The sequence below is a fragment of the Variovorax ureilyticus genome, from assembly GCF_037889935.1.
In the GTDB taxonomy this organism is placed as follows: Bacteria; Pseudomonadota; Gammaproteobacteria; order Burkholderiales; family Burkholderiaceae_C; genus Variovorax; species Variovorax ureilyticus.
The window spans coordinates 50351-63630 of record NZ_JBBKZU010000001.1 but is presented as its reverse complement, the minus strand read 5'-3'; the positions used below and the strand labels follow the sequence as shown (position 1 = coordinate 63630).

11 protein-coding genes are annotated in these 13280 nt (G+C 64.4%); 4 read left to right on the top strand and 7 right to left on the bottom strand.

Features of this window, described 5'->3' with window-relative positions; genetic code table 11:
• Positions 1 to 7: 7 nt before the first annotated feature.
• Both WKW77_RS00325 and WKW77_RS00320 read right to left on the bottom strand, forming a co-directional pair.
• Positions 8 to 667, bottom strand: a complete 660-nt coding sequence (locus tag WKW77_RS00325) for a response regulator (RefSeq protein ID WP_340354837.1) — start codon at positions 665 to 667, stop codon at positions 8 to 10.
• 55 nt (positions 668 to 722) lie between these two features.
• Positions 723 to 1493 carry an IclR family transcriptional regulator domain-containing protein gene (locus WKW77_RS00320; RefSeq protein ID WP_340354836.1) on the bottom strand — a complete coding sequence of 257 codons (771 nt, stop codon included), beginning with the start codon at positions 1491 to 1493 and terminating at the stop codon, positions 723 to 725.
• Between the two features lie 122 nt (positions 1494 to 1615).
• Between WKW77_RS00320 and pobA the strand changes: the two genes are divergently transcribed.
• Positions 1616 to 2797 carry a 4-hydroxybenzoate 3-monooxygenase gene (gene pobA / locus WKW77_RS00315; protein WP_340354835.1) on the top strand — a complete coding sequence of 394 codons (1182 nt, stop codon included), beginning with the start codon at positions 1616 to 1618 and terminating at the stop codon, positions 2795 to 2797.
• An 18-nt stretch (positions 2798 to 2815) separates the two neighbouring features.
• On the opposite strand, the gene WKW77_RS00310 is transcribed toward pobA, so the two are convergent.
• Positions 2816 to 5146: a xanthine dehydrogenase family protein molybdopterin-binding subunit gene (locus WKW77_RS00310; protein ID WP_340354834.1), complete on the bottom strand. Its 2331-nt coding sequence runs from the start codon at positions 5144 to 5146 to the stop codon at positions 2816 to 2818.
• A 116-nt stretch (positions 5147 to 5262) separates the two neighbouring features.
• Here WKW77_RS00310 and aat point away from each other — a divergent pair, with 116 nt between their 5' ends.
• From aat to WKW77_RS00295, 3 genes are read left to right on the top strand one after another with little or no spacing between them, the layout of a single operon-like run.
• On the top strand, positions 5263 to 6015 hold the full coding sequence (gene aat / locus WKW77_RS00305) for a leucyl/phenylalanyl-tRNA--protein transferase (RefSeq protein WP_340354833.1): 753 nt from the start codon (positions 5263 to 5265) through the stop codon (positions 6013 to 6015).
• Entirely contained in the window at positions 6012 to 6764 is a 753-nt protein-coding gene (locus WKW77_RS00300) for an arginyltransferase (RefSeq protein ID WP_340354832.1), read from the top strand. The genes aat and WKW77_RS00300 overlap by 4 nt, the downstream gene beginning before the upstream one ends.
• Before the next feature lie 30 nt (positions 6765 to 6794).
• On the top strand, positions 6795 to 7589 hold the full coding sequence (locus WKW77_RS00295; RefSeq protein ID WP_340354831.1) for an IclR family transcriptional regulator: 795 nt from the start codon (positions 6795 to 6797) through the stop codon (positions 7587 to 7589).
• A 62-nt stretch (positions 7590 to 7651) separates the two neighbouring features.
• Here WKW77_RS00295 and WKW77_RS00290 read toward each other — a convergent pair whose 3' ends face one another.
• From WKW77_RS00290 to pssA, 4 genes are all read right to left on the bottom strand, one after another.
• Positions 7652 to 8830, bottom strand: a complete 1179-nt coding sequence (locus WKW77_RS00290; RefSeq protein ID WP_340354830.1) for a serine hydrolase — start codon at positions 8828 to 8830, stop codon at positions 7652 to 7654.
• A gap of 114 nt (positions 8831 to 8944) precedes the next feature.
• Complete coding sequence (locus WKW77_RS00285; RefSeq protein WP_340354829.1) at positions 8945 to 10483, bottom strand: 2-isopropylmalate synthase; 1539 nt, start codon at positions 10481 to 10483, stop codon at positions 8945 to 8947.
• Between the two features lie 82 nt (positions 10484 to 10565).
• Positions 10566 to 12269 (bottom strand): 2-isopropylmalate synthase, encoded by a 1704-nt coding sequence (gene leuA, locus WKW77_RS00280; protein ID WP_340354828.1) that lies wholly within the window; start codon positions 12267 to 12269, stop codon positions 10566 to 10568.
• A 178-nt stretch (positions 12270 to 12447) separates the two neighbouring features.
• Entirely contained in the window at positions 12448 to 13272 is an 825-nt protein-coding gene (gene pssA, locus WKW77_RS00275; protein WP_340354827.1) for a CDP-diacylglycerol--serine O-phosphatidyltransferase, read from the bottom strand.
• Positions 13273 to 13280: the final 8 nt, after the last annotated feature.

Genomic DNA, 13280 nt, shown 5'->3' with positions numbered 1-13280 from the left:
CGGCCGGTCATTCCTTCGGCACCATGTAGCCGACGCCGCGCACGTTGCGGATCAGGTCCGCGCCCAGCTTCTTGCGCAGTCCATGGACGTAGACCTCCACGGCATTGCTGCTGATCTCGTCCTTCCAGCTGTAGAGCTTTTCCTCGAGCTGGGCACGGGAAAGCACCATGCCCGGTCGGGCGATCAACGGTTCGAGCACCGCCCATTCGCGCGCGGAAAGCGTCACCGGCTGGCCACGCACCGAGACTTCGCGGGTGGTCGGATTCACCGTGACGCCCATGTGCTCGTACACCGGCTCCGCGCGCCCGGATGCGCGGCGCAGCAAGGCCCGGATGCGGGCGAGGAGTTCGTCGAGGTCGTAGGGTTTCAGCACGTAGTCGTCCGCGCCGGCATCGAGACCTTCGATGCGCTGCTGCACGGAATCGCGCGCGGTCGCGATCAGCACGGGCATCCGCTGCTTGCGGGCCCGCAACGCGCGCAGGACGTCCAGCCCGTCGCGGCGCGGCACACCCAAGTCGAGCAGGACCAGGTCGTACTGCTGGGAGCGCAGCGCGCTGTCGGCCATCTCGCCGTCCTTGACCCAGTCGACGGCGTACTGCTCGGCTCGCAGGAGGTCGAGCACGGTCTCGCCGATCATCACATCGTCTTCAAGCAGCAGGAGTCGCATGGCTATTGGGTCCTCCGGACGCAGTGCGGGAGATCGTAGCGCCGCTCGCCGGCACCTAGAGAAGCGCCCGGACTTCCCGCGCCGCCTCGAAGAGCAGCGGGAGCATGTCGCGCCGCAGCGTCTCTTCGTTGTGGTGACTGCCCGAAAGCACCACGTTGAGCGCGGCGACGGTGTGCCCCTGCATGTCGCGCAGCGGCACCGCCAGCGCCTGGACGCCGAGTTCGTGCTCTTCGCTGGCAAAGCAGAAGTCGTCCTTGCGGGCCTGGGCGATCCGTTGCCGGAGCACGCTCGTCTTCGTGACCGTGTGGGGCGTCAGGCGCGGGAGCGTGCGCCCCTTCAGCCATTGCGAGAGTTCGGCGGTGGCGAGGCCGGCCAGCAGGACACGCCCGGTCGACGTGGCGTGCGCAGGAAGCCGCGCACCCAGGTGCAGTCCATACGCCAGCACGCGGGTCGGCGCGCCGTAGCTGCCGCTGCGCGCGACGATGACCACCTCTTCGCCATCGAGCACCACCGCCGAGAACGACTCCTGCGTCTGCGCCGCGAGCCGGTTGAGGGTGGGCTGCAGCGCGCGCGGCAGGCGCGAGGACGCCAGGTAGCTGCCTGAAAAGCGCAGCACCTTTGGCGCCATCCAGAAGTAGCTGCCGTCGGTTTCGAGGTAGCCGAGATGCGCCAGCGTCAGCAGATGCCGCCGGGCTGCGGCACGGGTCAGGCCGGCGCGTTCGGCAGCCAGCGTGGCATTGAGCCGCTGGCGTTCGGTGTCGAAGCTCTCGAGCACGGCCATTCCCTTGGCGATGCCTTCGATGAAGTCGGGCTTTGCGATGGTCATTTGGCGAAAGAGTTGCGCGATCATCGCGCAGGTGGCCTCATGATCGCACACAGCCTGCACATCCGCCGAGACAACACCCCATGGCCCGCCCTACGCTCGCGGATTGCCATCTGGAGACAACCATGCGAACACAAGTAGCCATCATCGGGGCCGGACCGGCAGGACTGCTGCTCGGGCAGCTGCTGCACAAGGCCGGCATCGACAACATCATCGTGGAGCGGCAGACCGCCGACTACGTGCTCGGCCGCATTCGAGCCGGCGTCCTGGAGCAGGTCACGATGGACCTGCTCAAGCGGGCCGGCGTCGATGCCCGCGCCATCGAGGAAGGGCTCCCGCACGAGGGCATCGAACTGCTGTTCAAGGGCGCCCGCCACCGCATCGACATGCACGGCCTGACCGACGGAAAACAGGTGACTGTCTACGGACAGACCGAAGTCACGCGCGACCTCATGGCCGCGCGCGACGCAGAAGGCCTCACCACGATCTACAGCGCGGCATCGGTCAGCCTGCACGATTTCGATACCGCCAAGCCCCGCGTCCGCTACGAGAAGGACGGCACCACGCATGAAATCGAGTGCGACTTCATCGCCGGCTGTGACGGCTACCACGGCGTGAGCCGCGCGAGCGTGCCGTCGCAATCGATCCACACGTACGAAAAGATCTACCCGTTCGGCTGGCTCGGCGTGCTGGCGGACGTACCACCCGTTTCGCACGAGTTGATCTATGCCAACACCTCGCGCGGTTTCGCCCTGTGCAGCATGCGCAGCGCCACGCGCAGCCGCTACTACGTGCAGGTGCCGACCGAGGAACGCGTCGAGAACTGGAGCGACGACGCATTCTGGAACGAACTGCGTCTACGGCTGGACCCCGAGGCGCGCGAACGCCTGGTCACCGGCCCATCGCTCGAAAAGAGCATCGCGCCACTGCGCAGCTTCGTGGCCGAGCCCATGCGCTTCGGCAGCCTGTTCCTGGCTGGGGACGCGGCGCACATCGTGCCGCCCACCGGCGCGAAGGGCCTGAACCTCGCGACCGCTGACGTCGGCTACCTCTCGCGCGCGTTCGAGATCTTCTATGCGGAGAAGTCGGCCTCCGCGCTCGATCGCTATTCCGACCTGTGCCTGCGCCGCGTCTGGAAGGCCGAGCGATTCTCGTGGTGGTTCACCTCGCTGATGCACCGCTTTCCCGAAACCGGCGAATTCGGCCAGAAGATCCAGGAAGCCGAGCTCGACTACCTGGTCAACTCCCGCGCCGCGTCGACGTCGCTGGCCGAAAACTACGTCGGCCTGCCGCTCGAAGACTTCTGAGCGACCTGGCCGGCGCCTTCAGGCAGCTGAACTCATCAACTGCCAGAGCCGGTCCGGGGTCAACGGCATGTCCAGGCGCGGCGACAGCTTGGCCATGCCATTGCGCGCCAGTGCATCGGCCACAGCGTTCACGATGGCAGGCGTGGCACCGATGGTGCCCAGTTCCCCGACACCCTTGACCCCCAGCGGGTTGTTCTTGCAGGGCGTGGATTCGTCCATTTCCATGCGGAACATGGTGGCGATGATGTCCGCGCGCGGCGCGGCGTAGTCCATCAGGCTGCCGGTCAGCGGCTGGCCGGTCTGCGGGTCGTACACGACGCGCTCGCAGAGCGCCTGCCCGATGCCCTGAACCGCCCCGCCCTCGAGCTGGCCGCGCACGATCAGCGGGTTGACGACCCGGCCGACGTCGTTGACCGATGCGTACGTCATCACGCCCACCTCGCCCGTCGCCGGATCGAGTTCCACCTCAGTGATGTGACAGCCGTTCGGCCACGTCGGACCGGACACCGTGCTGGTCGAATCCACGAAGATTTCGCCCTCGGGCTGCCGGCTTGCCAGCGTGAAAAGGTCGAGCTGAAGGTCGGTCCCGGCGACATTGAAAAGGCCCGCGGCGTACTGAACATCGGCGGGGGAAACCTCGAACTCCTTCGCCGCGAGTTCACGGGCCTTGTCGATCGTCCGCTCGGCGCCGATCCGCACCGCCGAACCGCCGGTGAAGAGCGATCGCGAACCGGCGCTCCCGAACCCGTCGCCGCGATCGGTGTCGCCGAGAACGATGCGCACCTTCTCGATCGGCACGTCGAAGGCGTCCACCACCAGTTGGGCGAGCGTGGTCGCGATGCCCTGCCCCATGGCGTTCACGGCCGAGTACACCTCGATGACGCCATCGGACTGCACGGATACCGTGACACGCTCCTCGAAGACATTGCCGCCCGTCCATTCGAGGAAGGTCGCAATGCCCAGCCCGCGCACGCGGCCCGCGCGCTTCGACTCGGCGGCCCGCGCCTCGAAACCGCCCCAGTCGGCGAGCTTCAGCGCCTGGTCCATGACGGACTCGAACTGGCCCGTGTCATAGGTCTGCTGCATCGGGTTCTTGTACGGCATCTGCTCGGGGCGGATGAAATTCCGGCGACGGAGCTCGACGCGGTCGATGCCTGTCTGGCGAGCCGCCTCGTCCATCAGGCGCTCCATGTTGTAGATCGCCTCCGGTCGTCCGGCGCCGCGATAGGCGCCGGTCGGTGCCGTGTTGGTCAGCACTGCCTTGAAGTGGAAATCGATGGTCTGGATGTCGTAGACGCTGGTCTGGACCCATGGTCCGATCAGTAGCTGGATCGCCACCCCCGTCCCCGTCGCGTAGGCGCCGACGTTGGCGTGTGTCCTGATGCGCAGGCCGAGAATCTTTCCGTTGGCATCGAGCGCCAGCTCGGCGTGCGCCTCGATGTCGCGCCCGTGCGACGTGGAGAGGAATTCCTCGCTCCGGTCCGCGATCCATTTGACCGCGCGCTTCAAGGTATGCGCCGCAAAAGCGACCGCGATGTCCTCCGGATAGGCGCCGGTCTTCATGCCGAAGCCGCCGCCGACGTCGCCGACGACCACCCGCACCTTTTCCTTGGGCAGGCCGAGGGCCGCGCACACGGAATCGCGCACACCCGAAGGCATCTGCGTACTCATCCGGATGGTGATGCGGCCTGACGCGGCATCGAAGTCCGCCAGCACCGAGCGCGGCTCGATCGTGAGCGCAACGACGCGCTGGTTGACGATGTCGAGTTCCACGACATGGCTCGCCTTGGCGAAGGCCTGGGCAGTTGCTTCCGCACTGCCGTGCCGCATCTCGGCAGCGATGTTTCCCGTCGCGGCGTCGAAGACGAGCGGTGCGCCGCCGGCCGTCGCACCCGCGATGTCGACGACCATCGGCAGTTCCGCGTACTCGACCATCACCGCTTCGGCGGCATCGCGCGCCAGCTGCGCCGTCTCGGCGACCACGATCGCCACCGGCTCGCCGACGAAACGTACCCTGTCCTGCGCCAGAACATGCCGGTCGGGCGTCGCGCAGTCCGAACCGTCGGCGCGCTTGAAGGCTGCGGCACCGGGCATCGGTTGAACACCGGCCGCAGCCAGGTCCGCACCGGTAAAGACGCCGAGCACACCGGGCATCGCTGCCGCCGATTCACGATCGATCGACACGACCTTCGCGTGGGGGTAGGGTGACCGGACGAAGCTCAGCCAGGCCTGGCCCGGCACCGAGACATCGTCGGTATAGCGGCCGGCGCCGGCCAGCAGGGCTTCATCCTCCAGTCGCTTGACTGCCTGACCGCTTCCGAAGCGCGTGGGGTTCGTTTCAGTTGTCACCGTCGTCCTTTGTTGGGGTCGTGGGAATTTGTCGGGGCCACGAACGACTATAGGGTCTTCGGGTACTTTCGGCTCGATGCGATCCCGCTCGAGCCAAAGCGTGCAAATATTCGAACATGCAACTGCCTTGGCTCGAGCCCAACGATCCTCTCCCTGACGCCGCCATGGCGTGGGGTGATACCGACCCCGTGCCTGGCCTGCTGGCGGCCGGCGGATCGCTCGATGTCGCCAACCTCCTTCAGGCCTACGCCAGCGGCATCTTTCCGTGGTTCAGCGAGGGCCAGCCCATTCTTTGGTGGAGTCCCGATCCGCGCATGGTGCTCCAGGTCGGCAAATTCCGCCTGCACCGCTCCCTGCGCAAGACGCTTGCCCGCTTTGTCGCAGACAACCGGTGCGAAATCCGCATAGACCATGCATTCGGAACGGTGATTTCGCACTGCTCGCAGTCGCCCCGCCCCGGCCAGACCGGAACCTGGATCCTGCCCGACATGGTGCGCGCCTACACCGCGCTCCACCGTGCAGGCCATGCCCACAGCGTCGAGACCTGGATGGGCGGCGAACTTGTCGGCGGCCTCTATTGCGTGGCCATCGGGCGCGCAGTCTTCGGCGAATCAATGTTCGCGCGGCGGAGGGACGCCTCCAAGATCGCTCTGTCGGCGCTGGTTTGCTTCTGCCTGCGTCATGGGATCCCGATGATCGATTGCCAGCAGAACACGGCCCACCTCGCCAGTCTCGGTGCGCACGAAATGCCGCGAGCCGACTTCGTGTCGCACGTGGCCCGCGCCCGCGAATTGCCCGGTCCTGCCTGGCGCTTCGAGCCCGTATACTGGGATCAACTCCTGTCCGCGCGAAATTTCTTGACGACGTGACGCACCTCAAGGACCTCCCGCTCCACACGCTGCAGTTCTACGCGACGGCACCCTATCCGTGCAGCTATCTGCCTGACCGTCAGGCGCGATCCCAGGTCGCCACGCCAAGCCACCTCATTCACAACGACGCCTACTCGGATCTGGTGTTGAGCGGGTTCCGTCGCAGCGGCATGTTCACGTACCGACCGTATTGCGACGGGTGCAATGCATGCGTTCCGCTGCGGGTGCTGGTCAATGGATTCACCCCCAACCGGAGCCAGCGCCGTGCGCTGTCGCGGCACTCGGATCTCCAGGCGCGGGTGCTCAAGCTGTGTTTCGTGCCCGAGCACTACCAGCTCTACCTGCGCTACCAGAACGGCCGACATGCGGGCGGCGGCATGGACCATGACAGCATCGACCAGTACACGCAGTTCCTGCTGCAAAGCCGCGTCAACTCGCGGTTGGTGGAGTTTCGCGAGACGCGGCCGGACGGCAGTGCCGGTGCGCTCAAGATGGTGTCCATCCTCGACGTCCTCAACGACGGACTGTCCGCGGTGTACACCTTCTATGAGCCGGAGACTGGCGCGAGCTACGGCAACTTCAGCGTGCTCTGGCAGATCGAGCAGGCCCGCAAGCTTGGGCTGCCCCATGTGTACCTGGGCTACTGGATCGAGGGCAGTGCCAAGATGAACTACAAGGCGCGGTACAGCCCGCACGAAGTTCTTCTCGACGGCCAATGGCGGTTACCACCGAGTCATTTCACCAAGTAAAATCGCGACCGGCTTCGAACCGTGTTGCAAATGAAAAAGCTCCAATCCGACGTTCCCGCTACTCCCGTGATCCAGGTGATCGAGCGCATGTTCGCGCTGATCGACGTACTCGCGTCGCGGGAAGAAGCGATTTCGCTCAAGGAGATCAGCGAGAAGACAGGGTTGCACCCGTCCACCACCCACCGCATCCTGAATGACCTGGCGGTCGGTCGCTTCGTCGACCGCCCGGAGGCTGGAAGCTATCGGCTCGGCATGCGCTTGCTGGAGCTCGGCAACCTGGTCAAAGGCCGCTTGAATGTCCGCGATGCCGCGATGGCGCCGATGCGCGAGCTCCACAAGCTCACGCAGCAGCCGGTGAACCTGAGCATGCGGCAAGGCGACGAGATCGTCTACATCGAGCGCGCCTACAGCGAGCGCTCCGGCATGCAGGTGGTCCGCGCGATCGGCGGGCGGGCGCCTCTGCACCTGACTTCGACCGGCAAGCTATTCCTCGCGGTGGATGAGCCCCAGCGTGTTCGCAGCTACGCCACGCGCACCGGCCTGGCCGGCCATACGCGCAACAGCATCACGCAGTTGCCTGTTCTCGAACGCGAACTGTCGAAGGCGCGCCAGTACGGCATCGCGCGCGACAACGAGGAGCTCGAACTCGGCGTTCGCTGCATGGCGGCGGGAATCTATGACGACCAGGGAAAGCTGGTTGCCGGTCTCTCGATCTCCGCTCCCGCCGACCGGCTGGACGACGGCTGGCTGCCGAAGCTGCAGGCTACCGCGAACGAGATCTCCAGTGCGCTGGGCTACAAGGCGAGTCCGGCAAGCGCAACCTGAAAGCAAAAGGCCGCGATCCTGACGGATGACGCGGCCCGCTCGGGGGATCAGGTCGAAGGCAATCAGGTCGCGTTGCTCGAGGCCACGTGCTGCTGCGCGGCCCTGTTGATCATGTGATTGGCCTCCACCCAGCGGCGAACGCGCTCGGCATCGCCGATACGGCTCAACTTCCCTGCCGAATCGAGAAACACCATGATCAGCTTGCGGCCTGCAATCTTCGCCTGCATCACGAGGCACTGCCCTGCCTCGCTGATGTAGCCGGTCTTCTGGACGCCAATATCCCAATCCGGGTTCTTCACCAGCCGATTGGTGGTATTGAACTGGAGCACACGATTGCCGACTTCGACTTGATACTCCGGCGAGGTCGACAATTGGCGAACGGTGGCGTCCGCATAGGCGGCGTTCACCAGCAGGGCCAGATCCTGCGCGCTCGACTGGTTACGGCTCGACAGGCCAGTCGGTTCGACGTAGCTCGTGTCCTTCATGCCCAGCATCTTCGCCTTCGCGTTCATGACGCTCACGAAGGTTTCGAGACCACCGGGATAGGTGCGGCCGAGCGCATGCGCGGCGCGGTTCTCGCTGGACATCAGCGCGAGATGAAGGAGTTCGCCCCGCGGCAGGGTCGTCCCGACGCTCAGGCGCGAGCCGCTTCGCTTCTCGGTGTCGACGTCGTCCTGCGTGATGGTGATCAGTTCATCCGACGGCAGCTTGGCCTCGCTGATGAGCAGGCCGGTCATGAGCTTGGTCAACGAAGCGATGGGAAGAACGGCGTGGTCGTTCTTGCTCAGGAGCACTTCATGGGTGTCCTGGTCGATCACCAGGGCCACGCTGGACTTCAGATCGAGTGCATCCGGTGTTTGATGCAGTCCGGCCAATTGGCCGAACGAAAGGCGCGGCGATTCTGCAACGCGTACGACGGAACGGCGTTGCACGGCCACGACGGTGCGGCCATTCTTTTGGCGAACCGTTGCAACCACGTTCCGACCGCCACTGACAACTTTCTCGTCCTTGTCCGCGCCAGCCTTCCGCTTCGAGGATGCGGAAGACGCGGTTTCACGTGTCGGCACCGACGCGGTCTTACGCTTGGTGTCGGCGGTAGCCGTTTTCTTGGTTGCCGGTCCCTTCTTCTCGGCTTGGGCGGCAGGCAACAAAAACGCCGTGGCGCAGAGCGCGACGGCGAGCATGCGAAACGCGGGAAGGAACCGCTGGCTTGAAACTCGATTTGTACGGGCTTCGGGCATTAAAAACTCTCCAGCGGACGATAAGGTTCCGCAGTGTATCGAAATCAAAAAAGGCACGCAATATCAGTTACTTGCATCCTCTTCTTCATTCGAAAACAAGGAGCACTTTAATTTTCAACCTTGTGCCGCAACTCTCTCAGCTTGGCTCTGCAACTTGTTGAGCGCACTCAAATAAGCCTTGGCCGACGCCACCACGATATCGGGGTCCGCCCCAACACCGTTGACGACCCGGCCCGCATTTTGCAGGCGCACGGTCACCTCTCCCTGACTTTCAGTCGATCCGCTGATGGCATTGACCGAATACAGCACCATCTCGGCTCCACTCTTGACGTGCGCTTCGATCGCCTTCAGCGAAGCATCGACCGGACCATTGCCGTCCGACTCCCCGGTGACCTCCTTGCCGTTCACGGTGAAGACGATGCGCGCCTGAGGCCGCTCACCTGTTTCACTATGTTGCGCCAGGGAAACAAAACCAAACTGTTCCCCAACGTGCGAGTGATCCTCGTCGCTGACCAGCGCGAGGATGTCTTCGTCAAAAATCTCACTTTTGCGATCGGCGAGTTCCTTGAAGCGCGCAAACGCGGCGTTGATGTCCGCTTCGCTTTCCATGGTCACGCCCAGTTCTTGAAGGCGCTGCTTGAACGCATTGCGGCCGCTGAGCTTGCCGAGCACGATCTTGTTGGCGGTCCAGCCCACGTCCTCGGCACGCATGATTTCGTAGGTATCGCGCGCCTTGAGGACGCCGTCCTGGTGGATGCCCGACGCGTGCGCAAAGGCGTTCGCCCCAACGACCGCCTTGTTCGGCTGCACCACGAAACCGGTCGTCTGGCTGACCATGCGGCTCGCCGCCACGATGTGCCGGGTGTCGATGCCCAGATCCAGACCGAAATAGTCCTTGCGGGTCTTCACCGCCATCACGATCTCTTCCAGGGAGCAGTTGCCGGCGCGCTCGCCCAGGCCGTTGATGGTGCATTCGACCTGCCGGGCGCCGCCGATCTTCACTCCGGCGAGTGAATTGGCGACCGCCATGCCCAGGTCGTTGTGGCAGTGGACGGACCAGATCGCCTTGTCGCTGTTCGGGATTCTCTCGCGCAGCGTCTTGATGAAATTGCCGTAGAGCTCCGGGATCGCGTAGCCGACGGTGTCGGGAACATTGATCGTGGTGGCACCCTCGTTAATGACTGCCTCCAGCACCCGGCACAGGAAGTCCGGGTCGCTTCGATAGCCGTCCTCCGGGCTGAACTCGACATCGGCGATCAGATTGCGCGCAAAGCGCACCGACAGCTTCGCCTGTTCGAACACCTCGTCGGGCGTCATCCGCAGCTTCTTCTCCATGTGCAACGGCGAGGTCGCAATGAACGTGTGGATCCGCCCACGGGCCGCGCCCTTGAGCGCTTCGGCCGCGCGCGAAATGTCGCGGTCATTGGCGCGCGACAGGCCGCAGACGATCGATTCCTTGATCGCGTTGGCGATCGCGACCACCGCTTCGAAGTCGCCGTTCGAGCTCGCGGGAAATCCGGCCTCGATCACGTCGACCCGGAGACGCTCGAGCTGGCGCGCGATGCGCAGCTTCTCGTCCTTGGTCATGGAGGCACCGGGCGACTGCTCGCCGTCGCGCAAGGTGGTGTCGAAAATGATCAGTTTGTCGGCCATCGTGGATCTCCTTTGTTCCATGTCACGGCCCGGCAGTGCGCACACTGCCGGGCGAAGGCCGCGCCGCGGCCCTTCCGCCGGCTCAGGCGGGTTCAGCCACCGATTGTGCGCTGGCCGCGGGCTGCGTCCGAGCCCTCGTCAACCCCGAGACGATGGCCTTCAACGAGGCCGAGATGATGTTCGCATCCATCCCGACGCCGAACAGCGTCTTGGATTCGTCGACCCGCAGTTCGAGGTACGCGACCGCCTGGGCGTCGGCACCGGAGCCGATCGCGTGCTGGTGATAGTCGATGACGCGGATCGAGTGCCCCGTGGCCTGCGCCAACGCATGGATGAAAGCGTCGATCGGGCCGTTGCCTCGCCCTTCGATCCGTCGGACTTCGCCTTCCCAAGGCAAGTCGGCACGAAGGACCACGGAAGCGTCGGCTCCTTCGCCCTGCTCTTCGAGCACCCGATGCTGCGGGCCCGCCGCTTCCCGAATCCGATATTCGCCTTCGAAGAGCGCCCAGAGATCGGCGGCCGTAAGTTCCTTGCCGGCGACGTCCATCACACGTTGCACGATCTGACTGAATTCCATCTGCAGGCGTCGCGGCAGTTCGAGCCCGTATTCGCTCTCGAGAAGATAGGCGATGCCGCCCTTGCCCGACTGGCTGTTGACCCGAATCACCGCTTCGTAGGTGCGCCCCACGTCCTTGGGATCGATCGGCAGATAGGGCATGTCCCAGACGTCGCCGTCCTTGCGCGCGGCGAACGCCTTCCTGATCGCATCCTGGTGCGAGCCCGAGAAAGAGGTGTAGACCAGATCGCCCACATAGGGGTGACGCGGATGCACGGGCAACTGGTTGCAGTGCTCCACGGTGGCGCGGATCTCATCGATGTTCGAGAAATCGAGATCGGGGGACACGCCCTGCGTATAGAGGTTGAGGGCCACGTTCACGAGGTCGAGATTCCCGGTGCGCTCGCCGTTGCCGAAGAGGCAGCCTTCGATCCGGTCCGCGCCGGCCATGAGAGCGAATTCGCCGGCCGCGGTGCCGGTGCCGCGATCGTTGTGCGGGTGGACCGACAGCACGATCGAGTCGCGGCGCGCGAGATGGCGGTGCATCCACTCGATCATGTCCGCGAAGATGTTCGGGGTCGAGTGCTCGACCGTCGACGGCAGGTTGACGATGCACTTCCTCTCCGGCGTCGGTGCCCACACCTCCGTCACCGCATCGACGACGCGCTTGGAGAATCCGAGGTCCGTGCCCGAGAACATCTCCGGCGAATACTGGAACGTCCACTGCGTGTTCGGCTGCCTTGCTGCGAGTTCGTTGAACATCCGCGCATGCGTCGTCGCAAGCTCCACGATCTCGGCCTCGTCCATGCCGAGCACCACGCGGCGCATGATCGGCGCCACGGCGTTGTACAGGTGGACGATCGCGCGCGGCGCACCCTGCAAGGCCTCGAAGGTGCGCTCGATCAGGTGATCGCGAGCCTGCGTCAGAACCTGGATCGTCACGTCGTCCGGAATGCGGTCCTCTTCGATGAGCTTGCGCACGAAGTCGAACTCGATCTGCGAGGCCGACGGAAAGCCGATCTCGATCTCCTTGAAGCCGATCTCAACCAGCATCTCGAACATCCGCATCTTGCGAGTGATGTCCATCGGCTCGACCAGTGCCTGATTGCCGTCGCGCAGATCGGTCGACAGCCAGATCGGGGCCTTCGTCAGCACGGCATCGGGCCAGGTGCGATCTTTGAGGCCGACCGGCGCAAACGCACGGTACTTGAGGTCGGGTTGCTTCAACATCTGATATTTCTCGCTGTGGTTGGATCAACCAGCAACCCAAAGACAAACGGCCCGTTGCTGGTGCGAACGGGCCGTTGTCAGGAATTTGCGCGCGCGCTACCTTCTCCGCCCGTAGGGGATCAGTAGTAGGGCCAGCGAAATCTTGTTCATAGGAGGCCTGAATGTAGCACAGCAGTGGCTACTTGTGCAGCCCTCTTTCATCAGGTTCATCCGTCGAGATGCTGATGACGCTGACATGCTGTCCCTTGGCCTTGCGCCATCCGTAGACGACATAGCCGCTGAGGCCATAGGCAACGAACACGCCGAAGAGCACCGTTGGAGGATGGATGTTGATGATGGCGATCGCCAGCGCGATCAGCACGATGACGGCAAAGGGCACGCTCCGCTTCACCTGCACGTCCTTGAAGCTGTAGAACGGCGCATTGGTCACCATCGACAGCCCCGCATACAGCGTAAAGGCGAAGGTGATCCAGGTGATCTGCTGCCACGAGAGGTACAGCACTTCGCCGCCGCGCTTGCCCCATTCGGTCACCAACCAGATGAAGCCTGCGACCAGTGCCGCAGCCGCGGGCGACGGCAGCCCCTGGAACCAGCGCTTGTCGACGACACCCGTGTTGACGTTGAACCGAGCGAGTCGCAATGCAGCGCATGCGCAGTAGACGAAAGCGGCGATCCAGCCCCACCGGCCCAATCCCTTCAGCGACCACTCGTAGGCGATCAACGCCGGCGCGGCACCGAAGGACACCATGTCGGACAGCGAATCCATCTGCTCGCCGAACGCACTCTGCGTGTTGGTGAGCCGAGCGACGCGACCGTCGAGGCTGTCGAGGATCATGGCAGCGAAGACACCCAGCGCAGCCAGATCGAATCGCGCATTCATCGCCATCACGATGGCGTAGAACCCCCCGAACAAGGCCGCGAGCGTGAACAGGTTCGGCAGGATGTAGATACCCTTCCGGCGCTTCTTGGGCGCCAGTTCCTCGGGCATCGTGTCGTCATGCATTCCGCCGT

Coding starts and splice junctions, on each gene's coding strand:
- pobA (WP_340354835.1), top strand. CDS start 1,616: ATGCGAACACAAGTAGCCATCATCGGGGCCGGACCGGCAGGACTGCTG.
- leuA (WP_340354828.1), bottom strand. CDS start 12,269: ATGTTGAAGCAACCCGACCTCAAGTACCGTGCGTTTGCGCCGGTCGGC.
- WKW77_RS00285 (WP_340354829.1), bottom strand. CDS start 10,483: ATGGCCGACAAACTGATCATTTTCGACACCACCTTGCGCGACGGCGAG.
- WKW77_RS00295 (WP_340354831.1), top strand. CDS start 6,795: ATGAAAAAGCTCCAATCCGACGTTCCCGCTACTCCCGTGATCCAGGTG.
- WKW77_RS00320 (WP_340354836.1), bottom strand. CDS start 1,493: ATGACCATCGCAAAGCCCGACTTCATCGAAGGCATCGCCAAGGGAATG.
- WKW77_RS00290 (WP_340354830.1), bottom strand. CDS start 8,830: ATGCCCGAAGCCCGTACAAATCGAGTTTCAAGCCAGCGGTTCCTTCCC.
- aat (WP_340354833.1), top strand. CDS start 5,263: ATGCAACTGCCTTGGCTCGAGCCCAACGATCCTCTCCCTGACGCCGCC.
- pssA (WP_340354827.1), bottom strand. CDS start 13,272: ATGCATGACGACACGATGCCCGAGGAACTGGCGCCCAAGAAGCGCCGG.
- WKW77_RS00325 (WP_340354837.1), bottom strand. CDS start 667: ATGCGACTCCTGCTGCTTGAAGACGATGTGATGATCGGCGAGACCGTG.